Genomic DNA, 25,846 nt, shown 5'->3' on the forward strand with positions numbered 1-25,846 from the left:
TACGACACAGGCTCTTTCTATCAGCAGACGAAACAACCGATAGTGGACAAGAGACACGTCACGCGGCGTCGGCTGGTCGCTGGCGGCGGTACTCTCGTGAGTGGTCTGCTCGCCGGCTGTCTCAGCGAGAGTACCGACGAACAGCCCACCGCCGACAACGGGAACAACGACACGACCACACCGACAGAGGAGGACACAGCGACACCGACCGCGACGGAGTCGACGAGTTCTGAGACACCCAGTAATAACACTTCGGGCCAGTCTGATAGCACGACCGATGACCTTGATATCCGGGAGGCAAATGTCGTCGACGTTACGGTCGAAGCGAACGGATCGTACCGATTCGCCGTGACACTCCACCACGACGACGACGGCGAGGACGGGTACGCGAACTGGTGGCAGGTCGAACAACTCGACGGAACGCGTCTCGGTCGGCGGGAGCTGACACACCCCCACTCCACCCAACCGTTTACACGCGCGACGACCATCGAGATTCCTGAAACAGTCTCGTGTGTCGTGGTTCGAGGTCACGACCAGACCCACGGCTACGGCGGCACAGCGGCACTGGTCACTCTCGACTCACAGGAGCAGCGTATCGTGGACCAGGGAACAGAACCACAGGCGTTCGACACCGAGGACTGCCCCTGACGACCTCGGCCACACCCGTCTCAGCCAGCAGGTCGTCAGCCGGAGTCGCCGAAGAACAGACACGGTGAGAACAACAGGCAAGCGCTATCGGCCTACCAGCTCCGACGGTTGGTTACACGGTTGTCAGGCTTTGAGGGTGACCGGAGAATCGAGTTGAGACCGCCCCCGCCTTGGAGCACGTCGAAGGCAGTCATCAGGTCCGTCCGGGAGACGAGACCGACGAAGTCGCCGCCCTCGGTGACGACTGGAAGTCGCCCGATATCGTGCTCGCGGAGCGTCTGGAGCGTCTCCATTGCGTCTGCGTCGGGCGAGATCGAGACTACATCGGACGACATCACGTCCTCGACGAGAAATGCCTCCCGCTCTTCCGGACGGACATCCCTTGCGTCGTCGAGTGTGACCATGCCGACGACCACACCGCTGTCGACGACGGGGTAGCCAGTGTGGCGCTCTTTGAACATCCGCTCGATGAGCGTCGCGACAGTCGTCTCCGGACTGACAGTGTGCAGGTCGACGCGAGCGGTCATCACATCTCTGACTCTTACACCCTCGAACGTCGCTTTCATTACGGTCTGCTGGGCCTCGCCCGACGCGGCGATGTAGATGAAAAAGGCGAGCAGGATGAGGACAATATTCAGCGAGAGCAGTCCGACTGCTCCCAAGAGGAACGCAAAGAGTTTCCCGACCTCCGCGGCGAGCTGTGTTGCGCGGGCATGTGGTCGTTTTCGCGCGAGCAGTGCCCGAAGGACTCGGCCGCCGTCCATGGGGAACGCCGGCAACATGTTGAACACCGCGAGCACGATGTTCAAAAGCGCCAGGTAGCCGAAAAGAAACCGGAGCGGTTCGATATCGACTGGCGTCACAAGAAAGCCGCCGTAACAGGCGATTCCGACGCCGACGCTGACAATCGGGCCGGCGACCGAAATCCAGAACTCTTGACGCCAGTCTTCGGGCATCTCGGTGAAGCTAGCGAGTCCGCCGAGCAGCCATAGGGTGATGGAGTCGATTTCGTAGCCGTACCGCATGGCTACAAGCGAGTGCCCAAACTCGTGGAGTAGTACGCCAGTAAACAGCCCCAGTGCCGCGGTCAGTCCTAGAACCCAGGGGAGATACTCGCCTTCGAGGGCTGCTGGGTCAAGGCCAGCGCCCAGAACATCGTTGAGCAGTTCCGTCAGCGTCGCGATGTCGAGGCCGATGATGAACGCAAACAGGGGGAGAACGAGTAAGAACGACCAGTGGAGCCTGATCGGAATGCCAAACCCCCTGCCGACCTGTATCCCTCGCATGTTCGCTAGTTGGAGCCGGTGGCGTTTAAATCCCGGTCTATCCGTGTTTCTTCGAATTACAACTGTTGTGAGGTGTCATCGAGGCGCCACATGCGGATAGGTGTTGGCGTCCGACCAGAACTGTCTCATGTTGTTGTATGAAATGAATATTTGTTACCTGATCACATCGTTCACTAAAAGACTACGTCCTCACTAACCGCCCGTTTAGCGCTTCACGCCCACATTACACCTTATTATTTTCTGTCATTTCTCCACTCTTTCATGTTGTCCGCTGCAAAACAATTATTATGTTTTAATACCTAGTATTGGATGGAATGGTGCGACTAGACACTGACACGCTGCTAGAAGGAGTACAGATGTTAGGAGGAATAAATGCAACTCCCGGTGACGAAGTGACATGGCTCTGGCTCGGAACAGCCGGAATGTTCCTGGGCATGGTATACTTCATCGCCCGAGGGTGGAACGTAACAGAGCCCCACCGACAGAAGTTCTACATCGTCACGACGTTCATCGCCGGTATCGCGTTCACGAACTACCTTGCGATGGCGACTGGATTCGGTGTCATCGATTTGGCACCGTTTATCGAAGGGACAGAGGAGCTGAGGATTTACTGGCCGCGGTACACCGACTGGATTCTGACGACACCACTGTTGCTGTATGACCTGGCGCTGCTCGCTGGCGCCGACAGGAACACCATCAGCACGCTGGTCGGTCTCGACGTGATGATGATTCTGACCGGACTGGTCGCCACGCTGACCATAACGCCGGTTGACTCGCTGGGCCTCGCTGTTGAGGGACACAGAGTCCTCTGGTGGGCCGTTAGTACCGCCTTCTTCCTCGTCCTGCTGTTTTACCTGTTCCGAGGACTCTCGGACAAAGTATCACAGCTGTCGGGCGACACGAAGAGCACGTTCAACACACTACGGTACATGATTGTTGTGCTGTGGTTTGCCTACCCCGTCTGGTGGCTCGTCGGCTCTGAGGGACTCGGTCTCCTCGACCTGTACGCCGAGACTGCCGGATTCATGGTACTCGACGTGACTGCGAAGGTCGGATTCGGTATCGTCCTGTTGCGCAGCCACGACGTACTCGACGGTGCAGGCACCGGAGCGGCCGAGCCAGAGGCCGCAGCAGCCGACTAATCGGTACCTCGTCGTTCACGCCCCCCTGAGAGCCCCGCTCTCAGACGCTGTGGGCCATTCACCTTTTCGAAGCTGCTGTCCTGGTGAGTGACAACAGTCCCGACCGTTCGACGGTTGGACGAGGATTCGATTGTTGGACGTGAATGCTTTACTATAGTGATTCTCCTGTTTTACCCGATGGCTCGAACCAGAGACTGCTCGATAACGGAGGCGAGACGCTGATGCGTCTTCCCGTGCCGAAAAACAAACTCGTGGCCCTCACCCTTGTCGGTGCGGCGTTGACCGCCGTCGTCGCTGTGGCGCTTGCGGCTCCCCTCGGCGGGCTTGCCCAAGCCGGCGGCCAAGACGATGTCGACGGCCAGTCGAACGTGTCCCAGGTGGACGCCGATGCACCGACGCCGAATCAGGACTTCGACCCGAACGTCCAGACCCAGTCTAGATACGACGAAGAGGGCGAGGAGTACGAAGAACACGAGGAAGATGAAGAGTACGAGGAAGAAGATGAAGAGTACGAGGAGGAAGACGACGAACACGAGGAGGAAGACGACGAACACGAGGAAGACGAAGAGGACGAGGAGTACGACAACAGCGAGTACGCGCCGCGTGGCGGCGAAAACGGGGGTGATCGGTGATGGAGACACTCGACCCGGTCTACGAGCACCTCGGAACAGCGCGACAGGAGTTCTCGTGCTGTGACACGGAGTTTATCGTTCAGGCGAGCGGCCTTCGTGCTGGGGCCGCGGTCAAAGTCGCCCGACAGACTGCCGAGTTGCTTGAAACCCAGTTCAATGCCTTCAGTGCCGAGAGTGCGGTCAGCCATCTCAACCGCGAGGGGGTGCTCACCCACGAACACGTCGCGCGAGTGGTGCGCCGCGGGCTGGAGTACTACGACCGCACCGATGGCGTCTTCGACATCCAGCAGGGACAAACCGAACGGTCGGTAAAGCGGTTCTTGTGGGGTGACGACGACTCGCTGCGAGTACAGTTTGATCGCGGGACCGTCGAGGTCGAGGGGGACCGCGTCAGCACCGACTGTCGGCTCGATCTTAACGGCCTGGCGAAGGGCTATATCGTCGACAGAGCAGCGTCTGCTCTCGACGGCATCGGTCGACAGGGGTTCGTCAGCGGTGGCGGCGATATGTCGGCGCCGACCGGCCCCATCGCGGTCGAGAATCCAGCCGGCGGGCGGCCGTTGCGGACGCTCGAGACGGACTGGTGTGTCGCCACCTCGGCCGGTCACCGGCGCAGCCGCGGTGATGTCGACCACATTTACGACCCGACGGCGGAACGCGTCAGCTCCCGACACGACTCGGTAACTGTCCTCGCCAGACGGGATTGTATGGAGGCCGATGCGCTCGCGACGACGCTCGCTGCAACGCCGCTGGCGTCTGCCCGCTCGCTTGCCGAGGAGTGGGGCGGACTGGAGGCACTCATCGTTCACGAGGGCGTGTTCTATACCACGGAGGGGTTCGACGACCATGTCGCTGGGACGTAACCAGTGGGTGACCGTCGCTGCGGTCCTCATCCTGGTCTTCGCAGTGCCGGTGCTCTGGCAGATTGCGAGCGTTCGAACGATGCAGGCTGCCGAACAGGAGGCTGACCTCGTCGACCAAGTCGTCCAGACGCGTCAGTCGGCGGCCGACTACGACGGGGATGGTATCTCCGACGCGACGGACCGCTGTCCGACCCGCGCGGAGACCGAAAACGGGTACCAGGACGACGACGGCTGTCCGGATGTTGTCGAGACGACGGGGGCGTCGTAATGTCGACGCTCGTCTGGTATCTCGACCGCGGTGCGGCACTCGTCGCCTACCCGGCGCTGTATCTGGCCGTCGTCTCTGGTATCTTCTACAATACCGATGCGTTCGGGGTGTTACAGACGGCGGCCAGACGTGTCCACATCGAGATCTCCCTCTTCGCGATGGTTGTGACCTTTCTTCATGCTGGACTGGGCGTTCTCGACGGCTGGCTCATCGTGACTGGGCAGGCGCCCGAGCCCGCGTACAGTCTGTCGTATTTCGTGGGTGGTCTCGCGGTTGGCGGCGGCTCGCTCCTGTTGCTCGTCGTCGCGGTTATCGGCTTTCTCGACCCGCGACGGTTCGACCGACCCTGGGGCCCTCGTGTCGTTCACTCGTTTGCGTACGCTGGATTCGTGTTTGGAACCGTCCACGCTGGGGCGGTCGGAACGGACCTTGTCGCCGTCATCCGCCCGCTTTTGGCGCCGACGCTGTTGTTTCTGGGATACGTTCTCCTCCTGCGGGCACTCGCGAACAGCGGCGTCGGTCCACTTGCGCCGGCGGCTCAGTAACTGTCCCAGAGGCCGAGCAGCCGGTCGACAACCCTGTCGGTAAACGACCGCTGATGGACCGCGTACAGACGCTCGACGCGGTCGGGATCTGCGACATCATAGACGACGCGCCGCCCCTTCCGCTCTTTGGTGACTAGCTCCGCCTCGGAGAGATTCGAGAGGTGCCACGACACGGTCGATTTGGCCTTGTCGAGGCGCTCGCCCAACTCCGTCGTCGAGAGGGGCCCCTCCGCCAGCAGGTGTGCGAGCACCCGGCGGCTGTACTCCCGGCGAAGTGCGTTCATCACTGTCCTGTCGGCCTCATCAAAGTCGGCTGTCGGATAGTACCGGGTGTACTTGCCGTCGCTGGATTCGTTGATGAGTCCCTCGTCGGCGAGCCAGCGGAGCTGGTACTGGATTGTCCCCTTGGCGTACTCGAACTCTGCTGTGAGTGCCCGGAAGTGGACGCCGGGGTTGTCGGCGATGTGCTGGTAGAGCGCTCGCCGAGAGTCCAGTTCGAGGTCGGGCTCTGCCATCGTTCAGTACCGTATCAGTGCGACGAAAAACGCCAGTAACCCGGCGAAGATGAGGAGAGCGCTCCCGTGTTCGACCAGTTCGAGTATCTCGTAGGGGACGACGGGCAACAGGACGTACTCCAGAAACCCGATGAGGCCGTAGACGGCGAACAGCCCGTACCCTAGCGCGACGATTCCCATACGGGGGTCGCGCTCACGTCGCCACGCGAGCGCACTGAGGATGCCCAGTCCGGACGCGAAGACGAAGACGCCGAGACTGACGTACTGTTCGAGCAGTTGCGCGAGTTCGAGTGGGTCGGGAATCATTGTCGTCGGGCTAATCGGCGAGGCAAACGGTAGCTAAAGTGACGAAGCGCTTTCCAAAAACGCTTGGCGTCCAACTGTCGAATCGACGGTTGGCGTGAGCGCTCCGGACCACCACTTACAACTGAAAAGCGCGTGTAGGGACGGTCGAGATGACGTCCGTACCAGTAGAACCGACGATTGCGCCGACGACAGCCCGTCCGAGGTGACTCCAGTGTTCGAGAATGTCTCAGCTACCGCCGCGGGTCAGCGGCTCAAACAGGCCGCGAACGTCTTCTTCGGCGTTGCCCTGATGGGTGGACTGTTCATGCTCGGTGTGGCCGCACTCGCGGGCATCGGCTTCGTCGTTGCTGTCGTGGTTGGCGGCCCGACGACGGACTGGCAGGTGCTCGGCTCGTATCTCGCGCTTTCGGCCGGGGTTGGGGTGGCCGGTGTTGCTTGCCTGGCGCTCTTGAGACGGCTCCCAGGTCCCACTGTGGCGTTCGTCTGACTACCGGGAGAGGCGCGTGTTTGTCTGGCACCGGTGGACGCTGCCGAGAGGGTGGCTGACCCGTGTTTCGTGCCGACACTCTCTTTTCGCTCCGGCCTCTGACATTGACGAACCACTGATGACCACGCACCGCCGCGACGCAGCATTCGCCGGCGCTTCGCTCGTGATACTCACCGCAACGGGGGTGTGGCTGTTCGGCGGCGACCCGTTCTGGCGGCCAGAATCGGTCGTCCTCGGTGTTGGCGGTGCATTGCTCGTCGAGAGCGCGTTTCTGCGGTATCCGGAGCGTCTGCTCGTCCTCTGGGAGCTACCGGGTGTCGCTCCGCTGGCCGCCGGTGCGGTCGTCGCGTTGGGTGTCGCCGCCGCCACGACCGCCCCGTGGATTCTCGCGGCACTCTGTTGGGGGTTGGGGACGTATTTCGGATTGCTCGCCTGTCTGCTGGCTGGAGTCGGAAATCCCGTTGGTGTCGTCCTGGACGACGAGTAATGTTTACTGCGCCGGACCGTTCTATCGGCCACGCTAGCAGTCTCCTTCAAAGACGGCAGGAAAGCGGATGGGTTGGGGCGGATTCGAACCGCCGGCCTGCTCCGTGAGGGGGGTTGTCACACCCGGCGGGGAGACAACTATGACCCGTCAATTCACGCCAGACCAAGCACTCGAACGGTACACCAAAGAACGAAGATCCGACCTTTCCGACTCGACGCTTTACAACTACCGGAGCAACATCGGGCAATTCGTTGAGTGGTGCGAATACCAATCTGATATTGAGTACATCAACGACGTTGACCAGTTCGACATTTCCGACTTCCAGATGTATAAGCGGGATGACGACGAGGTAGCTGACACCACGCTCTACAACGTGATGATGGCACTTCGGACCTTCGTCAAGTGGTGCGAGTCCAAAGGTCTCCTCGAAGACATTGCCGAGAGCATGATACTTCCCGACAGAGGTCGAGCCGCGAGAACCGAAACTATCGATACCGAAACGGCGGATGATATTCTCGAATACCTCGACACCTTTGAATACGCTACTCTGAAGCACGTTCTGTTTGCCTTGATGTGGGACACTGGCCTTCGACTCGGTGCTGTTCGCTCTCTCGACCTGCAAGACTACCACTCTGCTGAGTCCTACATCGAGCTTCATCACCGACCCGATACTCCTGCTGGTAGTCGTGCAACGCCGCTCAAGAACAAGAAGAAATCAGAACGGGAAGTGAACCTCCACGAGTGGGTAGCTGAACTGATTGACGACTATCTGCATGGCAACCGGATAGAGCAAACCGATAAGGCCGGGAGAGAACCACTACTGACAACAAAGCACGGTCGGCCAGCCCGAACGACACTCCGCCGTCACATTCGGGCAATCACTCGGCCTTGCTATTACTCGAACGAGTGTCCAGTTGACCGGGAGATAGAAACCTGCGAAGCAAACTCGTGGAGTACTGCTTCAAGCTGTCCAGAGTCAATCAAGCCACACTCAATTCGGCGGTCGGCAATCACTGAATGGTTGAACAAAGGCCACTCTATCGAACTGGTTTCCGACCGGATGGATGTGTCTCCAGACGTGCTGGAAAAACACTACGACCAGCGAACCGAGGAAGAGAAGCGAGAGCTTCGGCGGGAGCTATTTGAAATGGATTAAAACCGCAACAGGGCCATTTTTGCGGCGATCTCTCAGTATTGGCCCGCTCTTAGAGCTACAGTCGGTACTTCACGAACAGCGTAATCGGTTAGATTGAATCGTTGATTTGACCACGAGAAAGTGTCTGGATTAGGATGTGTTCAAGCTCCCCAATCCAGACGGTTATCTTTCGGCGTCGGAGGTAAAAGACGTAGCGGAAGAGGTCATCACTCCACTCCCGTTGCCGGGTGTCGAGGGGAGCCCCCTCGACCCCGGCGATATCTGGCTCGTCGTCATTTTGGCCTGCACCAATCAGACCTCGATTTGGGAAACCTGCAAGGACACCGACGGAACACCATGCGACGACACCGTCTTGACGTGGCTACATACACTCAATCGGCAGTGGCTCGAATTCGTCGCTAACCTCCTACTCGCTCGCCTAGCTATGACGATTCTCGACGCTGACCGGTCGAGAATCGTCTCCATCGACTTTATCGATAACCCCTACCACGGCGATCACTACGCCGATGAAGGCGAACTCTGTTCAATGTCCCCCAAAGATGGGACCACAACGTGTCACCGATACTGTACGGCGTACATCGTTTCCAACGAAAAGCCAGTGACGCTGGCGATGACGTACGTCCGCAACGACGAAGACGAGGCCGACGCGGTCGAGCGCGTGCTCGCCCGCGTCGAGAACTATCCCTTCGAAATCGACCTCCTGCTTGCCGACAGCGGGTTCTACAACGAACGCGTCATCCGCCGTTCCCGTGAGATCGCTGCAACGGTCGTTCACGTTCCCAAGAAAGGTGAGCGCATGAAGGACAAACTCGACGTACACAAGTCGTACATGACGACCTATCGCATGTACAAGGACAGCGAGCGGGAGCTTCAGATCCCGCTCGCGGTCGCAGTCTCCTACCAGAATGGCGACCGTGGCAAACACGGAGAGGTTGTTCGGGGCTACGTCGCCTGTGGCGTTGCTGAAAAGTCACCGAAGAAAGTCGAACGCCTCTACAGGAAACGCTCAGGCATCGAGACGAGTTACCGGTTGCTTCGGCAAGCACGAGGGATCACGACAACGCGTGATCCCGTCGTGCGATTTGCGATAATGCTCGTCGCGGCACTGCTGGAGAATCTGTGGCTCGTGCTCCGATGGGCGGTCGTCGCCCGCCCGCGGCGGGGCGGGCGCGACCTCCCGGAGGAGTTCACGTTCAAGACGTTCTGTGACTGGATTCGGAACGAACTCGAAGACGAGTTAGAGCGACGCTGGTACGTCGAGGCGAACGGTGTGGGTGTTCCTGAGACGTACGGCTCGGTGGCAGCCGCGGGCTGACCGCGGTCAGCCCACGGCCTGTCCGAGGATCCGTCAGCGACAGCTCTCTGCAGCACCGGCGTAAAATTGCCTGTTCTCGTCCGTTTGGTGTGGTAGCTCGTTTCTGCCGTCCGTTCTTTCACAGTGGTTGCGAGAATCTCCCCCAAAATCATACAGAAAGTGATTCGTTTGTGGCGTTCAGATCACGCTGTGTCGACTCGTTCGTGAAGTACCGACAGTTAGGTAATGATACCAGCCTGTTATAGAACCCATCGCACGGTCTGCCTATCTAATTCTTGTCAAGAGTCGCGTGCAAGATGCACAGGGCGTATCTCGAAAATTCACTCTTTATTAATGTTTTCGAGTTGCTTTCTTGCGCGTTTGCGGATATCATCACCATTAGCCTCTGATTTGTCGTCATCTAATTTATGCGGAGCCGTATCTTCTGCGTCTTTGGCTACTTCGGAAAGTGGTTCTACGGCAACATCCCCAAGTTCCCCTAAACGTTTCACGGCATCTCGGCGTTCGTACATTCCTCGACTTCGGTCCAATGCGATTTCTTTGAGATTTTCACACACCTTCTCATTTTTAGTGCCAACCTCTTCACTAGACTCACCATCAGCATTTAATTCCTCAACCTTTCGTCGTGCAGCATCACGAACCAATTCTGACTTTGACTGGTAGCCTGCTGGTTCGACTACCTCTTCTATCTTCGATTCTAACTCGTCTGGGATTTGTGGTCTCCAAGGCATTGCACCCGAATATTGAACACGAAGTGACTTTAAAGCTCCGCTTAAACTCCAATATAATTCCGTGTAGTGTACTGGATAACTTCATCAGACGAAAAATCGCTGATTCGCGTATATATGATTATATGGCAGATTTATGCTGAATAGAATCTCTGTATGTTGCATACCAATTCGAATACCATTTTTATCGGTAATTACCTCAGCAGTCAGCCCATATCGCTACTGAGCAGTTGTGAACGATTGTATGACTGGCTATAATGATACACGAACGTAAATATCAACTCGAAGAACCTATTCTCCCCACTTTTCAAAATCGGTATAGAACTCGAACGGCTTTGATTCTCCCTCAAGAATATCCGCATGATATCGAAGGAATTTGATGAACTCATTCAGTTCAGTAGCCTTCTCGGTATTCTCGGATATCGACTGTTCCAGGCCAGCCGCAATGTCGCGGGCTTCACCGGCTGTAGCCAGTACGGATTTCCCACAACATGATATCTGAATACCTTCGTCTGTATGCGTAGCTGAGATACCTTCATTCGGGTCATCGGCATTATTCTGTATGAGTAATGCTTGGTAGAGTTCTGGATAGGGTGTCTTCTGGATGGTGCGACTCCCGGTTTCTTCGACCTCGATAAGGTGCTGGCGAACAATCTGCGCGGCTCGCGCCTCATCATCAGCAAGCAGGGCGGCAATAAGACTGTAGACTCTCTCAACTGGAATCATGCCATTCTCACTGCCCCGTTGCTCTCCCTCTTCGACGCCATCTACAAGATGGGTGATATTCCCCTGTTCATCCACCTCAGCCCTGGGGAAGTCCTCTTGACTATGCTTTTCATCGGGATTTTCAGGATGGTTTCTCCGTCCGGCCACCTGTCCAAGGTGGATTAGAACGCCGTTTGTCCCCTCGCATGGGCGAGAACAATACGGGCACAGACGTACTGCGTCCTCGGTATCACGTTCTTCGGGGTAGTCCATCTCGACTTGCTCACTACCCACTGTTTCCATATTCTCGAAGGTAATCCTGTCTGGAACCTCACCGCGTGGCCCGTGCCCGTTCCCGCTGGAACGATTCACATGGAGGTTTATTCCACGAGCCAGTGGGGTTGCATCGCAGTCTTCAACGGGACAGTGAACCGTTCGTTCGTCGTTCCGGTGGTTTGTCATCTTGCACCCTCCGAGCAACCCTTACAGTGAGTCATCACGTCTGGGTTCGGCGGGATACACTCTGCGCCACACTCAGTACACCGGACGTACCTCTCACCGCCTTGTGCAGGTGTTTCGTAGTGGTACGAGTACGATTGGTCATTCCCGAAAGGATCGGCGCTATCGTCTGTGTCCTCCTGTTCAACTTCGAGAAGGTCCCCGCCGCCGTCGGTGACAGGCTGGGGGGATAGCGCCTCGGTTTGTTCCCCAAGCTGTGGGTCTACGGCCTCAAACTCTATCCAAGCCGGCAGAGCCTTTTGACCGGTTGCATATTCGATTCTGTAGATGTGTTTACACCCGTTTTCAGGTTCTCGATACTGGAAGTCAGCACACTCACAGGCACCTTCTCGAAGATCTACAAGGTATTCAGACCCGCTTTCTGAAACAACCAGGAATAGATCTTCGGCGTTCTCAGCTCTTCCCGTTTCTGGGAGAACAGTCATCTTGTCCGTGAGTGCGCGGGCTGCGCGTTTTGGAATGCCAGTACAGTCGCCTGTGACGGAAGATACATTTTCCGCCGCGTTGTAGTCAGTCATGGCTTTCTGCCCACAGAAGGCCATCGTCCGGTGTTGGCGCACCGGGCATTTTCTGAACTGTAACGCCCTGATGGACTGTGACCTTCTACCTATAACTACGTGGTTATTGGTTTTAAAACTTCCCATTAACTTCATAGTCAATGGAGTTAAGCGAGTTCCAGTTTAGAATATAGGTATGGGACGAGAACGCGATAAGTCCGGTCAGTACGTCGAACAGGTTACACCTGATAGCGTCTTGGAGGTGTTCAACCGCGAGAAGGTGCCGGTTCTGACTGCCAGTGAAGTTGCCAACGAGTTAGACTGTTCTCGACCATCGGCCTACAATAAACTGGAAGAACTCGTAGAACGCGGGGAACTATGTAAAAAGAAAGTCGGTGCGCGAGCAGTTGTGTATATTCGAATGGATGGGTATCCCCCCAGTTAGAACATTGGACAGTTGAGTAATTCGGTATATTTGGTAACCCGCCGCGCAAAAATTTCTCATTTTCGCTGGACTTTGAGGTGGTTTGTGTTTCCTCAGACAATCGGTTTTCTCGTCTATTATAGACCATCTACGGCCTCCCGGTAGTAATCGAGGCCCGTCTATCGCAGCTCATAGCTATCGCTTCACGACCCTCAGAATCTACGCTTTCTTCTTTATATACCAACTATAGTGTGTCACTACACTACCCGACGCAGTCTGGTGGTTCTTGCAACATAGCATAGTGTTGTGTGTGTTGTGTGTGTTGTTGTGGTACTACTGTTAGTAACAAGGGGAGGAACACTCCCAACGGAAAGAGTAGAGATTATACGCAAAGGCAGTTTCCCTCGATATTATCTGAGGCCTCTTTTCGAAGATAGCGAAACACCTGTATCTATTTTGGAGTTAGTAGGTGAGGGTGTACAACATACAGAGCAGGGATACAGCGTTCTCGATAAGAACTGTATTTATACGTTCCCAGTTTAAAATTCAGTCCAATGCAAGAAAAAATCTGTCGCGCCATCGAATCGGACGAGTATCTCGAATTTGAGTATGATCATCATCGCAGGGTTGTGAGGCCATTAATACTCTTCAAATCTAAAGATGAACGCCTTTCTATAGGTGGGCCTCAAGTTGACGGGACCAGTGAGTCAGGAAACATGGCATACTGGCGGACATTCAATTTGGAGAAAATATCCTCAATAGAGGTAGTGACTGGTCCAAGTACTGTAGCCGGTTCCGATAAGGTGATGCCAGACACTGTAGAAAAGTATGACCCTAACAGCGATAAGTATGAGGAAGTAATTTGCGCTAAGGAGATCTCCGAGTTGTAGCCAAATAAAACACAACTTTGGGGAATAGGACTTTTGTTGAATACGCGCCCTGCATCTTGCACGACAGTCAATGCTAATGTCACCAATTCAATGGGTGTTTCGCTGGGTTAGCGAAGAGCCTACCTGAACATTATACGGTCGTATGAGTCTGCTCCTTGTGACAAGAGGCAACCATCGGAGATAGTCTTTTAGCGGTTCTTTGTGCGTCAGAATCGGAATTTTCCCGCCATCTGAACCAAGCTGGAGGGCGACCATCGGTCAGTTACCAGTCATGGCTGTGATGGTCTTTCAACGTGGTCATAGTCCTCGGGAAACGCCTCAATGACGCTCCGGAACTGTTCCTGAGTAATGTCTGGGTCGAAGTCAGCCCCGAATTGCTCTTTGAACCAGTCCCACGCTGGTTCCCATCCCCAACCAAGAACGCGACAGGCGACCTGCCACCGCTCCATGTGAGACAACGTATCGATGCCCTCTTGCTCGGCCTGCTGTTGGAGTGCGGCGGCTTCGGTGCGCGGTGCCTGAACTGATGGGATGGTACCGGCGCGTTTTGGTGGCCCTGCTATCTTTGGGGAGGGAGGCTTCTCGCTGGTTCCGCCCTCCCCAACATCATATCCTTCGCTTTCGAGATAGTCAAAGGCGGCTTGGCGGGTTGCGTCGTCTCCTGTGAGGTTGCGACCCACGACGATGGCCTGCTTTGACTCCACGCGAATGATTCGGGAGTTGCGGCTTCGGCCGCCAATGATTACCACATCCTCGCCTATTTCATAATCCCACTTATCGAAGTCGCGGGCCGACAGTTGGAGTGGTGCGTGTTCATCCTCCTTTGTGTACTCCTCGCCAGCACAGCCCTGCGCTCCGTAGAAGTATGCGGGAACCAACGGCGCCCCGTCTCGTACCTTTTTGCGGGCAAAGGCTCCGCCTTTGATCTTCAAGGCCGCAACACTCCGTGAGTTCCCGCTGGCGAGTGCGTACGGCGAGAACTCTTTGGCGTTGTACTGAAGCCATGTGATTGCTTCTCTCGGGTTTTCGGGATACTGCTCCTGTTCGATAAGCGGCGTCTCTATGTCTCGCTTGCCGGACTCGAATTCCAGCACAGTCTTTTCACTGTCGAGAATGCGGACCAGGTCGAAAGGTGGGTCAAGCGTTGTCTGTGGAGTATCAACCGTCAGCGATTGCTGCGTAGCAAACACACGGCGAAGCACCGCTTCGTACGATTCAGGGATTTTCGGAGTCGATTCGTTCGCTTCTCGGAAGATACGGGTCTTACCCCACTCTGGTTTTATCTCAACTTTCGGTATGCCAGTCTTCGCGTGTGCGACACCGGGAAGCCGGAACAGTCGCTTGGCGGAGTACAAGTGACAGTCTAACCCAGCCCCCTTCTCGGTGCGGAATGTCTCGGCCATCTCCCTGAGCTGTTCCCGTTGGTCTTCACCCGAAACGAACCGAGGGACATGGACGTGAATTGAGCGTCGGCCCGAAAAGTACAGCGTACACGCGTGGAATGGGACGCCGAGGTAGTCTTCGGTAAACTCATGGAACCACTCGATAAGGGTGGCCGGACCTTCCTCATGGTACTCGTCGCTCTCGATGTGAACCGGATAGAGAACATTATCATCAGCCTCAGCCTCGTCTTGGAGTTCGGTAGCTATCGATGTGTAGTCGCCATCAACTTGGTAGCCGCTGTCGAGTTGTTGTTGCCGTTCGTACTGGTCACGGGTCAGTTTGTACACTGGACTGGCAGTCTCGGCGTCATCGGGGATAGGTTCGAAGATAGTCTGTAGTCTTGGAGCGCGCTTCGGCCCCTTGTCTTCGGGGTAGCCGTACTGGACACATGGAATCTCTTCCCATACGTCGGGAATCGTGGTGGTTGACGTGCTGTACGCGGAGTCGTGACTGTGGGTTTTGTTCATTGTGATTGAGTTCGGAAGTTAGTTCGAGCAGGAAACATACTTTCCCGCTGTATCGGCACTGTGGAGTTAGGAAACCGGGATCATGGACAGAAATCCGGTCTTTATATACCAGATGACCTATGAAATTACATCATCCCGTTTCAGTCCGGCGGTTCTTGCAACATTACATAGTGGGTGGTGTGTGTTGTGTTGTATATTATTATAGTGGGGACAGAGAGACAGTTGTCAGTCTGGGACAGGTGTAGGTACTCTCTTTGCTGGCGTCCTACTTCACAAGATCTGCGTGGCTGTTATCGTTCCGGGGCGTGCCAATATTCACAGCTGCAACCGGAAGCCGGCCAGTCACACCAATGATGGTGAGCGACTGTTCGGCGGCCTTCTCGATACAGTCCACGGTATGTTCCCGTCCGTCGTCATCGAGGACATGCAGGTGGGTGATGTTGAACTCGTCTCGTTGGAGCAACTTCGCGTAGACAACCTTCTTGAACGATGTGACCGAGAAGTGGGTACCCTCACCTTCAACGTGAAGGCCCGTCTCTTTCTCATGGGGTTCCCGACGTGGGTCCTCGGAGAACTGGGTACGGAGGGTTTCGATAGTGTTGCAACTCTCGATGTTGTGGGTTTCAGTAGTCATGGTGTTATTGTGATAGGAGGACGTATATCTCCTGACCTTCCGGGTGTGCGACAGAGGCGCGGTTCGCCCTATTCCCGACCAAAAAACAACGGAATGGCTCTTACTGGCGCGCAAGAATCAATTATAGCCATAAGAACCACTCCCTGTGGATTTAGCGGCAAGTAAGTGGTACCGAATAGGCACGGAGAAAACTACGACCTTCCTATTATCTCTATGGGGACCCGTACTTAAATACTCATCGAAATTCGATAGACGGCGTCGGGATTTAATTTGGAAATACAGGGGTGGTCTGCTTGGTCAAACCCTTGGGGTTGGGGTCGAAGAATCGTTTTAATTCTCCCCCGAACTCAGCGAAAGAGCCTCTGATCAACGACCTAGCCATGACTTGACTAAAAGCAGTGAAGCAGTAGTAACGTACAACAGTCCAGGACCGGTGAATATTGGGGTAAGTATTCCGAGCCGGCACAGCAACCAGTCAGTCGACAACAACACGTACAGCTGCGTCTACGGAACAAGTCAATCAATCACAGACTACGACATACTACCAGAAGGAATCGAAACATTCAACGAGGAAACAATTCCATTCTGCAACCAAGACTTCTGCAAACACAAATACATCGTAGAAGGGAGAGAAGACACTGGCAAACTCAAGTACTCAACAGGCGATCCAATCAACGCCTCCAACATAAACCTGCAGGACCAATCCGGCAGCGTAAACTGGAACTGGTACCCAGACGGAGGGACTGTTGAGGGATCTAGCAGGATCCCTTTAGAAGATTTGAACTAGACTAGCTGGCTTCTGGATCGTAAATCTGGGATTTATCAGTTACATTGCGTTCTCCAGTAGGCTGTGCGTACATTGCTTTGTTGTCCCAGAGGTCTGCCAGTTTTTCGCCTTCTCCTTCTCCTTGTTCTGCTACGTCTATTTGCATGTTGTTTCCTGGGCCTATGGCGTTGTGGAAGTATTCTGTTGCTGCTTCAACTGCCTCTACTTCAGTTTCGTGTGGTCCGTCCATTCTGTCAATGAGTTCTCCCATGTAACCTCGGACGTTTAGAGTATAACCAACCGATGAATCCTCTGGAGTGTCTACAACTAATAGGTCATTATAATCGTCGAGAACCGCGTTTCCTTCTTCCCATTCTTCCTGTGAATATTCTTCCTTAGTACCTTCCTCTTCTACTATTTCAGCGTATTGTTGGAAGTCGAGTGATGCGATGTTGTTGTCGTCTTCGGTGTCGTGGAGTCCGTGGAGGCTTCCTCTGGCTGGTATTGCTACTAGGTCTTCATAGTTGAACATTTCTGATGGTTTGCCGTTTGGTGCTTCTTCGTCTTCGATAAGGACTAGGGCTGGTGCTTCTTCCTTGCCGGGCCATGAGGATGCGACTGCTTTCTTCGTTTCTCCTTCTGGGCCGTAGGTTATTGCTGCGTAATCGACTCCTGCTGTATCTTTTCTTTTTACGATAGAAAATTCATCTAGTGTTAGGTCTAGTTCTTCTGCAATCTGTTTGTAGCTTTCAATGAATGGCCTTAGGCTATTATCTTCCCAGCCTTCTGTCAGTCTGGCTGATTCTTTGACGAATTTATCCCAGTCTTGGATTTCTCCGTTTTGAACTGTTTCTAGGTCTTCTATACTAACTGTGTATCTTCCGCTCCCCGTCCTATTGTATATATGTTTGAATGGTTGTTTGTCTTCTAAATCTGTCTGTGTTTGTGTGTGTCCTGGGAGGAGTTGGAGTCCTAGTTTTTCTGTGAGGTCGGCGGTGAGTTCTGCTTGGTCGGGTATTTCTCCGTTTTCGTATAGAATGGTTTCTGCCTGGTACTCTCCCTCATCTTCTCCGTCTTCTTCTTGTGTGAGTTGGATTGTCTGTGTTTCTCCGTCTGCGGTGAGTTCTGCTTCTATGGGTTCTCCGTTGAGTGCCTGGCTTATTGCTTCTAGTCCTGTTTCTGTGGGTTCGAGTATTGCCTGGATTCTGCCGGGTGCTTCGTTGTTTTGTTCGAGTGTGAGGTCGTTGAATAGTTGGTAGTCGGTTGTGTCTTCTAGTTCTCCGTCTATGGTGCCTTGTATCTGGGTTGTTATCTCGCCTTCACCGGGTATCTCGATGTTTCCTGTGTACGTGTCTCCGTCTTTTTGTGGGAGTTGGAGGTCCTGGTATTGTTCGCCGTTGAGTTGTATTGATGCGGTTAGATCCGTGTCTAGTTCTCTGTTTGTCTCTGCTGTTATGATGGCTTCCGGGTTTAACGGGTCCTCTGCCTGTATTTCAATATCTGTCGAGTCAACTCTGGGAGCCGGTGTCTCCGTTGGTGTCTCTGTCGGCGTATTCTCGTCTGTCGGGGCTTCCGTTGGTGTTACCGTATTCTCTGGTGTATCTGACCCATCACTTCCGCCGCTGCATCCTGCTGTGGCTGTGAGAGCAACGCCTGCAATCCCCCCAACGAGTCTCCGTCTCGTTACCCACTCCATATTATCGCCACTCTGTTCCATGATATATTACTTCTTGACGATTAGACTAAATATTAGTGTATCGACCGAATCTATTTGCCTGCTATTCGAGCAAATCGTCGTGCAAGACTCACCCACTGTATGTTGTACAGCCGTACCTTCCAACTCTGATATATATCCCGCTGTTTCACTATCTTCGGGACTTTCTCAGAGGAAACAAGAACCTCACCAGTTATCTTCCACAATCTGTTCCCGCCCCCGCGTGTTTGATTTCATATACCTCCTTGTCGTTTCGAGCTTTTTGTGACGAAGCTGGTCGGCGGCCTTTTTGAGGTCAGCATTTTCTGTCCACATCGTAGCCGCGCCCCGCCTTATCGAGTACCACGTTAGGTCCCTGTCCCGTGGCTTGATATCTGTCTTGTCGAGCAATCGGTCAAGAAGGAACTGTCACGAGTAATGTTCTGATGACCGTTCACAATATTTTCGGGAAATTGAGAATGGAAACTGTAGACCTTCGAGAACTATCCATGAACAATCGGGATGAACACCGGCGACGGGCAATCTGTTGAGGCGCGTCGATACCCCCTTATCGGTGTGAGATATCGTCCCAAGTGCTTACAGTGCTGGCGATTCTACTTTATCGTAACCGCTGGATGTGACGGCCTCGGATGCGCTCACCGACTACAGTTTGAAGTAGATTCTCCCCCGAATCGCAGGACGCGGTGGGAATGATTTACTTCGAGAAAATGCGCGAAGCGGATGGGTTGGGGCGGATTCGAACCGCCGGCCTGCTCCGTGTGAAGGAGCCGTCATAACCGGGCTAGACCACCAACCCGTCGTTTGTAGCTTTTCGACCACTGAACTTAAGAATTATCTTCCGGCCTTCAGTAGGTTGGGCTCTCCTCGGGGACGCCCTCGCGTTGGTTGAGCAGGCGGGCGAGGGTGAACAGCGCGTCTGAGAGTCGGTTGAGGTAGACGACAGCGCTCTCGTTGACGCCATCTTCGGCACCGACGAGCGCGACAGCCCGGCGCTCGGCGCGACGGCAGACCGAGCGGGCGTGGTGGAGGCGCGCGCCGCCGCTCGACCCGCCGGGGAGGATGAAACTCTCCAGTGGGTCGAGTTCCTCGTCGTAGCGGTCTATCATTGCTTCGAGTTCCTCGACGTGGTCGGCTGTGACGGCGGGGTCGTCCTCATCGGGCTCGGGGTTGGCGAAATCCGCCTGCACGATGTGGAGGTGGTTCTGAATCGCCCCAAGGTCGTCGTCGATGTCGTCGTAGCCGGTCGGTCGGGCGAGTCCGACCAGAGAGTTCACCTCGTCGGCGCTCCCGTAGGCCTCGATGCGTTCGCTCGCCTTCGAGACGCGCTCCATCGTCCGGAGGTCGGTCTGTCCCTCGTCGCCGCGGCCGGTGTAAATCTTCATATCCGACTATCCGGGCGAGACGGACTTAATCCCCCGCCATCACGCCTCGACTGTTGCCGAGCGGACAGTCAGTCCCTCCCCCAGCGAGAGAGCCAGCGTCGCCTCGTTCGCTGGAATTTCCAGCCGGCAGCGCCAGGGGTCGGTCTCTGTCACGGTCGCGGCGTCGTCGGTCACACACCACCCGAGCTCCCAGAAGGGAACGCTCTCGTTGCCGTCGAACTCACGACGGAACCAAGGAATCGTCTCGTGGTCGCGCAGAAACAGCCCGACCGGCGGATACAGTCGGTTGCCACACCGACGGCAGACGCCGGTCGCGAGGCTGTCGTTGTCGGGGGCGTGTGTCTCGAGCTCCATGACGCCCAGACACGCCGGACAGACGCCACCCCGCGCACGCAGCATGTGTGACCTGACGTAGCGGTCGAACGCCTGGAGAATCTCGGGGACAGAACGAGACTGGACCACACCAGGCGGAATCGGATACCTGACGAGGCGGCTCTCACAGCCCCGACAGGAGACGGTGAGCCACTCCGCCTCGTAGGAAGCCGCGAGCGTCTCGCCCCCACAGTGAGGACACACGCCGGCGATCTCTGTGGGGCCGAATTCGGCACGCTCGTTGTAGGTGCCTGCGAGAATCGCTGTCGCGACCTTCCAGCCGGCGTACCGGAGTTCGTAGCCGTCGTCGGTGTCTCTAACGAACTGGCCGGTCAACTCATCGAGGTGGTAGCTGAACTGCGAGCTGACGTCGATTTCGGTCCGTTCGAACAGCCTGGCAAACGGTATCGGCGTCTCTACGCCGTCTCGGCTCGCATCCAACAGTGCTCGGAGGATATCGACGCGGTGTTCGTGCCCGAGCAGGGCAAACGCCCGTGCAGGTGCCAATCCCGCTGCGTTCATGTGCTGGAGACGACCGCCTGGCTCATTACTGTTGTCCGTTCTCTCTTGTGTTGTCATATCGCTGAAGTTGCTAAAACGCGTGTTAGCGAGTGTATTTGGTCCTGGCGGCGCTGGTCTTGTCCAGCTGTATGCTCGCCCACAACACGGCCGTGTTCAAGTACTATCTCTATCGCCTCAGCGACTCGGTCGGGTTCATCTGGCCGGTGTTCACGCTGTTTTTGCTCTGGAACGGACTCTCGTACACGCAAATTGGCACACTGAGCGCAGTTTCGGCGATTCTGGTGGTCGTCTTCGAGCTGCCGACGGGATATATCGCCGACCGCATCGGTCGCCGGAACACACTCGCCGCGGGGATGGCGGCGATGAGCCTCTCGCTCGCTGGGTTTGTCGTCGCAGACACCTTTCGTGCGTTCGTTGTCCTGTACATCATCTGGTCGCTGTCGATGGCACTACACCACGGGACCGACGACGCCTGGCTGTATGCGACACTCCGGACGAGTGCAGACGAGGACTCGTTTACCCGTATCAAGGGCCGTGGCGGCGCAGTGTACCAGCTCGGCTCGGCGGTGACGATGATTGCCGGCGGCTTCCTCTATGTTGCACACCCGGTCTTTCCGTTCGTCGCGTCGGCCGTGCTCAATCTGGGGGGTGTCGCCGTCGTGTTGTCGATGCCCCGGAACCCGCAGTTCGAGGGTCCGTCGGAGTCAACAACAGGGCCGCGAGCGACAGTCCACCTCCTCCGGACCAAGCTTCTCCGGCCGCCGCTCCGAGCGTTCGTCGCCTTCGTCGCGCTGTTTTTCGGGGTCATCGCCGCCGCCGACTCCTACATCCAGCCAATCGTCGTCGACGTACTGGCCGGGCTTTCGGCCCCATCGGTGTCCACACTGGCGGTTCCCGAGGAGGCGACACTTGGGTTCGTTTACGCTGGCTTCGCGGTCGTCGCTGCTGTCGCCAGTTACCACGCAGACACTGTCCGTGCCTGGAGTGGGCTGCGAGCCGCGCTGATTGCCGTTCCCGCAGTTGTCGCCGCCGCGCTGGTCGTTCCGGTGCTGGTACCGGTGGCAGCTCTGCCGGTGTTTTTTGTTATGAAAGGCGGCGAGGCACTCTCGAAACCACTCGTTGGGCAGTATCTCAACGACAGAACCGCCGAGACCGAGCGGGCGACGGTGTTGAGTGCGGCGTCGATGAGCTATGCGGTCGTCCGTGCGCCGTTGAAGCCACTCGCTGGTGTCGTTGCCGACGCGTCGGCCCCGACGACTGCAGTCGCCACACTCGGTGTGGTCTTCATCGCGGGTGCCGGTGTGCTGTTCGTGGTGACGACGCCAGTTACACCGGCCGTGAACACGGCCCGTTCGGCGCATGCCGAGGATTGACCGGCATCACCGTCATTCCCTGGTCTCGGTGTCTGACTGGACACGCCAGTCGCCCTCTGTCTGCTCGTCGAGTCGTTCGTACAGTGCCCGCAGCCCGGCCGATTCGGTCTCTGGAAGGACGTGGAATCTGACCGTCCCGTCTCGAATCGAGACACGGAACACGTCCCCGGTCTCGTCGTCACGGACGAGAAACAGCGGCATCGGGAGCGAGATGAAATCGCCGTACCGGTACGGCCCTGCGTCGAGGACGGATTCGACGAGCGACGCAAGCTCATCGGTCGACCGACTCGCCCGGGGGGTCAACTGGAACACCGTCCCGCCATCGTATTCGACGCCGCCGCTGTAGGGGTAGGTCCGGGTCGGGCGTACCGGGATGGCAAACGACGGCTCTCCCATCATGTGTCGATACGGCGTCATGCCTCTTATATCCGCGCTGCCCACACAGTTGGAGTTCTATCCACTGTCGAAATAGAAACAAAAGAACTCATTACCTGGCCGTGATGTAAGTTAGGCAATGGCCTCGTGGAAACGCGATTTTGCGAGTGGACTCATCATTCTCGTCCCCATCGTCGTGACTATCGCCGTTCTCGCGTGGCTGTACGGCTATCTCGTGAAGATTCCGCTTCCTGTCGAGAAACTGGCCGAGACCTACGGACTGCCGGAAAACCCGCTTCAGGTACTGCTTACGATTGTGTTGTTCATCCTCTTAGTGTTCTCCGTCGGCTACCTGATGCGGACGGCAGTCGGTGCCGTCGCCGAGAGCGCCCTCGACGACCTGATGAACTCGCTGCCTGGGCTCCGTGTCATCTACAACGCCTCCAAGATGGCAGTCGAGACAGCCCTCAGCGGGACGAGCGAACTTCAGGCACCGGTCAAGGTAGAGCTGTGGAACGGGATGCGCATGACGGCGTTCAAAACTGGCAACCAGAGCGCCGACGGTAGGGAGATTCTCTTCCTTCCGACCGCACCGAATATCACCTCGGGATATGTCATCGAGGTCAAACCGGACCGATACGAAGAAATCGACGACAGTGTCGAAGACGCGATGACTCGCCTGCTGAGCGCAGGATTCGGTGACACGAGCGAAGCAACCGTCTCTAATATACTTCCCGATGACGGGGGCCAGGTCAGCGTCGACGAGCTTGCAGAGGACACCGCGCCGTCGAACGCTAACGCGACTGATGGGACCAGACCTGACACCGGCGACGGCCCCGGTAACTAACGCCTTGATTGTGGAGCGACGCTGTTATACTACCGCAATACTAACCTCCATATCTGTCCTCGTGTTGGTGTGGTACTACTTTTGAGATGCATAACGCGTTCGTTATACTTATCCCGGAGAACGCCTGACTACTATGTATGGCAGAGACACGGCGTGCGCTCGACAGTGCAGAGGTGCTGACACTGAAACACCTCGCGCTGGTCGGCGCGCTCGACGGCGAACGCAAGCTCTCGTGTGCGTCACTCGCGGACCGACTAGACGCGTCGACACAAACTGCCTCGCGTCGCCTCCAGCGACTCGAGGAAGAGGGATTCATCGACAGGGACGTCGTCAGTGACGGGCAGTGGATTACGATTACCGACGACGGTCGGCGACGCCTCCGCACGGAGTATGAGACGTATCGCCGTATCTTCGAGGTCGACGAGGAACTGACGCTTGCAGGGACGGTGACAAGCGGGATGGGCGAGGGTCGCCACTACATCACGCTCTCGGGATACATGCGCCAGTTCCGCGAGAAACTGGGGTACGAGCCGTTCCCAGGAACACTGAACGTCGACCTCACCGAGGAGAGCATCCGTACGCGGACCCGGCTCGATGCACTCGACCCCATCGTCATCGACGGCTGGGAGAGCGACGACCGGACCTACGGTCCGGCCTACTGTTACCCCGCGACCCTGACAGTCGGCGACGAGCAGTACGCCGAGACACACGTCATCACGCCTGAACGCACTCATCATGGCGACGACCACCTCGAACTCATCGCACCCGAGAAACTCCGCGACACGCTCCCCGCCGAGGACGGAACGGAGGTGAGCATCCGTGTCACAGAGCAGTAACGCCAGCCACGAGCAGAGCGCAGTTGCAAGCGCGATCGACGCGTTCCGCCGGGGTGACCCGGTTTGTGTCCACGACGCCGACGACCGTGAGGGTGAGACAGACCTCATCTACCCCGCCGCGGCTATGACGCCGTCTGCAGTGGCCCGGCTTCGGAACGACGCCGGCGGGCTCATCTGTGTCGCGCTGGGTCACGATGTTGCCGAGACGTTCGAGCTTCCGTTCCTTCAGGACACCCTCGACCATCCTGCAACGGGCGACCACGACCTGACCTACGACGAGCGGTCGTCGTTCTCGCTGCCGGTGAACCACCGCGACACCGACACTGGCATCACTGACGAGGACCGTTCACTGACGATTCGCGAGCTCGCAGCCGCCGCGACCGCGCCCGAAGAGACCGACTTCGCGGCCACCTTCCGGTCGCCCGGCCACGTCAACGTCCTGCGAGGCGCGCCGAACCTGCTCGCCGACAGGCGCGGGCACACGGAGCTCGGGCTGGCGCTTGCCCGGGCGGCCGAGCGCTCGCCTGCGGTTGTCGTCTGTGAGATGCTCGACGACGACACCGGTGAGGCACTTGCTCCCGCCGACGCGGCGACATACGCCGAGGCCCACGGGCTCCCCTTCGTCGAGGGGCGACAGCTCGTTGAACGCCTCGCGTAACGAGGCGGTAGTTTCTTTTCTGTGTCGGTCGACATGACGACGATGTCCCTCTCATAGTGATTGTTGCGAGTCGTTACCGCCGTTGGGAAACGAGACGTGGGTCTCACGCGGTGACACACCGATATTCGTGACGTGGTCATGAAAATAACCGCAACAATCACTATCAGACCAAGCACAGCGGTATCTCAGGGCGACCGGACCGACACACGACGAGATTCAGGCAGAGATGGCCGCTGTCGCCGACGAGGAAGGGTTCCCGATAATCGGGCCAGATGCTGGCGGGCTGCTCCGAACACTGGCGGCGACGACCCGGGCCGAGCGGATCTTCGAGTTTGGCTCTGGCTTCGGGTATTCTGCCTACTGGTCTCTCCAGGGAATGGTCGACGGAGGCGAGATTGTTCTGACAGAGTTCGACGAGGACGAACTCTCCATGGCTGAAGACTTTTTCGAGCGAGCTGGCTTGACCGAGCGCGCCCACTTCGAATACGGCGACGCGATGGAAACCGTCGAGGAGTACGACGGGCCCTTCGATGTGGTGCTGGTCGACCACCAGAAAGAGCGGTATTCTGACGCCTTCGAGGCAATTCGAGCGGACCTTCCCGTCGGGGCAGTCGTCGTCGCGGACAATATGATGCGCGGGCCGATGGAGCTATATGACCTGCTCGCGTATTTCGAGTCTGGCGACCCGCTCCCCGACGACAGCGCGACACGAGGGGTCGCCGATTACATCGAGACAGTACGGGCCGCCGAAGGGTTTCAGACGACACTGGTTCCTGTGGGGAGCGGGCTGGCACTCACGACACGGGTTGACGGCAATACTCTGACCTCGGCGCACAGATCGTGACTGCTTTTCCAAAAGTAACATATTTGGGTAGTATTATTTTATAATAGCTGCAATACTTTCCCAGTATCTAAAATAAACTTTGAAAAATTATCCTTCCATTGTTTTTACTGATAATGTCACAGGCAACTTTAAGTTCAATATTCTCTGTATCGCTAAACGGGGCTGCCGGGGCCAGTCCATCGTCTGTCGCTCCGAGTGGT

30 protein-coding genes and 1 tRNA gene are annotated in these 25,846 nt (G+C 56.6%); 18 read left to right on the forward strand and 13 right to left on the reverse strand.

Annotated features, from left to right (window positions below):
• Positions 1-42 precede the first annotated feature (42 nt).
• Positions 43-648 carry a hypothetical protein gene (locus OSC37_RS12575; protein ID WP_267161788.1) on the forward strand — a complete coding sequence of 202 codons (606 nt, stop codon included), beginning with the start codon at positions 43-45 and terminating at the stop codon, positions 646-648.
• Between the two features lie 92 nt (positions 649-740).
• On the opposite strand, the gene OSC37_RS12580 is transcribed toward OSC37_RS12575, so the two are convergent.
• Entirely contained in the window at positions 741-1,934 is a 1,194-nt protein-coding gene (locus tag OSC37_RS12580; RefSeq protein ID WP_267161789.1) for a CBS domain-containing protein, read from the reverse strand.
• A 314-nt stretch (positions 1,935-2,248) separates the two neighbouring features.
• Here OSC37_RS12580 and OSC37_RS12585 point away from each other — a divergent pair, with 314 nt between their 5' ends.
• From OSC37_RS12585 to OSC37_RS12605, 5 genes are all read left to right on the forward strand, one after another.
• Positions 2,249-3,076: a bacteriorhodopsin gene (locus tag OSC37_RS12585; protein ID WP_303657463.1), complete on the forward strand. Its 828-nt coding sequence runs from the start codon at positions 2,249-2,251 to the stop codon at positions 3,074-3,076.
• Between the two features lie 221 nt (positions 3,077-3,297).
• Entirely contained in the window at positions 3,298-3,708 is a 411-nt protein-coding gene (locus tag OSC37_RS12590; RefSeq protein ID WP_267161790.1) for a hypothetical protein, read from the forward strand.
• Entirely contained in the window at positions 3,708-4,571 is an 864-nt protein-coding gene (locus OSC37_RS12595) for an FAD:protein FMN transferase (RefSeq protein WP_267161791.1), read from the forward strand. The genes OSC37_RS12590 and OSC37_RS12595 overlap by 1 nt, the downstream gene beginning before the upstream one ends.
• Entirely contained in the window at positions 4,555-4,839 is a 285-nt protein-coding gene (locus tag OSC37_RS12600; protein ID WP_267161792.1) for a hypothetical protein, read from the forward strand. Before OSC37_RS12595 ends, OSC37_RS12600 begins: the two co-directional genes overlap by 17 nt.
• A complete protein-coding gene (locus tag OSC37_RS12605) occupies positions 4,839-5,384 on the forward strand; it encodes a DUF8596 domain-containing protein (protein ID WP_267161793.1) in 546 nt (181 codons plus the stop codon). Before OSC37_RS12600 ends, OSC37_RS12605 begins: the two co-directional genes overlap by 1 nt.
• On the opposite strand, the gene OSC37_RS12610 is transcribed toward OSC37_RS12605, so the two are convergent.
• Both OSC37_RS12610 and OSC37_RS12615 read right to left on the reverse strand, forming a co-directional pair.
• Entirely contained in the window at positions 5,378-5,899 is a 522-nt protein-coding gene (locus OSC37_RS12610; protein ID WP_267161794.1) for a winged helix-turn-helix transcriptional regulator, read from the reverse strand. The genes OSC37_RS12605 and OSC37_RS12610 overlap by 7 nt on opposite strands.
• Positions 5,900-5,902: 3 nt before the next feature.
• Positions 5,903-6,205, reverse strand: coding sequence for a hypothetical protein (locus OSC37_RS12615; protein ID WP_267161795.1), 303 nt, complete (start codon positions 6,203-6,205; stop codon positions 5,903-5,905).
• Between the two features lie 211 nt (positions 6,206-6,416).
• Between OSC37_RS12615 and OSC37_RS12620 the strand changes: the two genes are divergently transcribed.
• The 4 genes from OSC37_RS12620 (at position 6,417) to OSC37_RS12635 (ending at position 9,650) form a co-directional block, all read left to right on the forward strand.
• The gene (locus OSC37_RS12620; RefSeq protein WP_267161796.1) at positions 6,417-6,692 is read left to right on the forward strand and encodes a hypothetical protein; all 276 of its coding nucleotides are present in this window, start codon (positions 6,417-6,419) and stop codon (positions 6,690-6,692) included.
• Positions 6,693-6,810: 118 nt separating this feature from the next.
• On the forward strand, positions 6,811-7,179 hold the full coding sequence (locus tag OSC37_RS12625) for a hypothetical protein (protein WP_267161797.1): 369 nt from the start codon (positions 6,811-6,813) through the stop codon (positions 7,177-7,179).
• A 139-nt stretch (positions 7,180-7,318) separates the two neighbouring features.
• The gene (locus OSC37_RS12630) at positions 7,319-8,335 is read left to right on the forward strand and encodes a tyrosine-type recombinase/integrase (protein ID WP_267161798.1); all 1,017 of its coding nucleotides are present in this window, start codon (positions 7,319-7,321) and stop codon (positions 8,333-8,335) included.
• A 136-nt stretch (positions 8,336-8,471) separates the two neighbouring features.
• Complete coding sequence (locus tag OSC37_RS12635) at positions 8,472-9,650, forward strand: ISH3 family transposase (protein WP_267161275.1); 1,179 nt, start codon at positions 8,472-8,474, stop codon at positions 9,648-9,650.
• A 320-nt stretch (positions 9,651-9,970) separates the two neighbouring features.
• Here the strand turns inward: OSC37_RS12635 and OSC37_RS12640 are convergent, their stop codons facing one another.
• The 3 genes from OSC37_RS12640 to OSC37_RS12650 all read right to left on the reverse strand — a co-directional run bounded on the left by OSC37_RS12640 (position 9,971) and on the right by OSC37_RS12650 (position 12,120).
• Entirely contained in the window at positions 9,971-10,381 is a 411-nt protein-coding gene (locus OSC37_RS12640) for a ribbon-helix-helix domain-containing protein (protein ID WP_267161799.1), read from the reverse strand.
• A gap of 288 nt (positions 10,382-10,669) precedes the next feature.
• Positions 10,670-11,545, reverse strand: coding sequence for a hypothetical protein (locus OSC37_RS12645; RefSeq protein WP_267161800.1), 876 nt, complete (start codon positions 11,543-11,545; stop codon positions 10,670-10,672).
• Positions 11,542-12,120 carry a DUF8118 domain-containing protein gene (locus tag OSC37_RS12650; RefSeq protein ID WP_267161801.1) on the reverse strand — a complete coding sequence of 193 codons (579 nt, stop codon included), beginning with the start codon at positions 12,118-12,120 and terminating at the stop codon, positions 11,542-11,544. Before OSC37_RS12650 ends, OSC37_RS12645 begins: the two co-directional genes overlap by 4 nt.
• 175 nt (positions 12,121-12,295) lie before the next feature.
• Here OSC37_RS12650 and OSC37_RS12655 point away from each other — a divergent pair, with 175 nt between their 5' ends.
• Both OSC37_RS12655 and OSC37_RS12660 read left to right on the forward strand, forming a co-directional pair.
• Positions 12,296-12,544 carry a helix-turn-helix domain-containing protein gene (locus OSC37_RS12655; RefSeq protein ID WP_267161802.1) on the forward strand — a complete coding sequence of 83 codons (249 nt, stop codon included), beginning with the start codon at positions 12,296-12,298 and terminating at the stop codon, positions 12,542-12,544.
• A 533-nt stretch (positions 12,545-13,077) separates the two neighbouring features.
• Positions 13,078-13,413, forward strand: coding sequence for a hypothetical protein (locus OSC37_RS12660; protein ID WP_267161803.1), 336 nt, complete (start codon positions 13,078-13,080; stop codon positions 13,411-13,413).
• A gap of 269 nt (positions 13,414-13,682) precedes the next feature.
• Here the strand turns inward: OSC37_RS12660 and OSC37_RS12665 are convergent, their stop codons facing one another.
• Positions 13,683-15,323, reverse strand: coding sequence for a hypothetical protein (locus OSC37_RS12665; RefSeq protein WP_267161804.1), 1,641 nt, complete (start codon positions 15,321-15,323; stop codon positions 13,683-13,685).
• Positions 15,324-15,588: 265 nt separating this feature from the next.
• Positions 15,589-15,957 (reverse strand): hypothetical protein, encoded by a 369-nt coding sequence (locus tag OSC37_RS12670; RefSeq protein WP_267161805.1) that lies wholly within the window; start codon positions 15,955-15,957, stop codon positions 15,589-15,591.
• Positions 15,958-16,342: 385 nt separating this feature from the next.
• On the opposite strand from OSC37_RS12670, the gene OSC37_RS12675 reads away from it, so the two are divergent.
• On the forward strand, positions 16,343-16,744 hold the full coding sequence (locus OSC37_RS12675; RefSeq protein WP_267161806.1) for a hypothetical protein: 402 nt from the start codon (positions 16,343-16,345) through the stop codon (positions 16,742-16,744).
• Position 16,745: 1 nt separating this feature from the next.
• Here the strand turns inward: OSC37_RS12675 and OSC37_RS12680 are convergent, their stop codons facing one another.
• The 4 genes from OSC37_RS12680 to OSC37_RS12695 form a co-directional block, all read right to left on the reverse strand.
• A complete protein-coding gene (locus tag OSC37_RS12680; protein WP_267161807.1) occupies positions 16,746-18,440 on the reverse strand; it encodes a hypothetical protein in 1,695 nt (564 codons plus the stop codon).
• Between the two features lie 718 nt (positions 18,441-19,158).
• Positions 19,159-19,233: transfer RNA gene (locus OSC37_RS12685), tRNA-Val, on the reverse strand.
• A gap of 49 nt (positions 19,234-19,282) precedes the next feature.
• Positions 19,283-19,819, reverse strand: a complete 537-nt coding sequence (locus tag OSC37_RS12690) for a cob(I)yrinic acid a,c-diamide adenosyltransferase (protein ID WP_267161808.1) — start codon at positions 19,817-19,819, stop codon at positions 19,283-19,285.
• Between the two features lie 39 nt (positions 19,820-19,858).
• The gene (locus OSC37_RS12695; protein WP_267161809.1) at positions 19,859-20,713 is read right to left on the reverse strand and encodes a DUF7351 domain-containing protein; all 855 of its coding nucleotides are present in this window, start codon (positions 20,711-20,713) and stop codon (positions 19,859-19,861) included.
• 128 nt (positions 20,714-20,841) lie between these two features.
• On the opposite strand from OSC37_RS12695, the gene OSC37_RS12700 reads away from it, so the two are divergent.
• Positions 20,842-22,086, forward strand: a complete 1,245-nt coding sequence (locus tag OSC37_RS12700; RefSeq protein WP_267161810.1) for an MFS transporter — start codon at positions 20,842-20,844, stop codon at positions 22,084-22,086.
• A gap of 12 nt (positions 22,087-22,098) precedes the next feature.
• On the opposite strand, the gene OSC37_RS12705 is transcribed toward OSC37_RS12700, so the two are convergent.
• Positions 22,099-22,485 (reverse strand): hypothetical protein, encoded by a 387-nt coding sequence (locus OSC37_RS12705; protein WP_267161811.1) that lies wholly within the window; start codon positions 22,483-22,485, stop codon positions 22,099-22,101.
• 115 nt (positions 22,486-22,600) lie between these two features.
• Here OSC37_RS12705 and OSC37_RS12710 point away from each other — a divergent pair, with 115 nt between their 5' ends.
• The 4 genes from OSC37_RS12710 to OSC37_RS12725 all read left to right on the forward strand — a co-directional run bounded on the left by OSC37_RS12710 (position 22,601) and on the right by OSC37_RS12725 (position 25,646).
• Positions 22,601-23,308 carry a DUF502 domain-containing protein gene (locus tag OSC37_RS12710; protein ID WP_267161812.1) on the forward strand — a complete coding sequence of 236 codons (708 nt, stop codon included), beginning with the start codon at positions 22,601-22,603 and terminating at the stop codon, positions 23,306-23,308.
• 137 nt (positions 23,309-23,445) lie between these two features.
• Positions 23,446-24,144, forward strand: a complete 699-nt coding sequence (locus OSC37_RS12715; protein ID WP_267161813.1) for a DUF120 domain-containing protein — start codon at positions 23,446-23,448, stop codon at positions 24,142-24,144.
• The gene (gene ribB / locus OSC37_RS12720) at positions 24,128-24,802 is read left to right on the forward strand and encodes a 3,4-dihydroxy-2-butanone-4-phosphate synthase (protein ID WP_267161814.1); all 675 of its coding nucleotides are present in this window, start codon (positions 24,128-24,130) and stop codon (positions 24,800-24,802) included. Before OSC37_RS12715 ends, ribB begins: the two co-directional genes overlap by 17 nt.
• 226 nt (positions 24,803-25,028) lie before the next feature.
• Positions 25,029-25,646, forward strand: a complete 618-nt coding sequence (locus tag OSC37_RS12725; protein WP_267161815.1) for an O-methyltransferase — start codon at positions 25,029-25,031, stop codon at positions 25,644-25,646.
• Positions 25,647-25,846: the final 200 nt, after the last annotated feature.

Origin of the sequence: Halovenus salina, from assembly GCF_026410925.1 — an archaeon.
In the GTDB taxonomy this organism is placed as follows: Archaea; Halobacteriota; Halobacteria; order Halobacteriales; family Haloarculaceae; genus Halovenus; species Halovenus salina.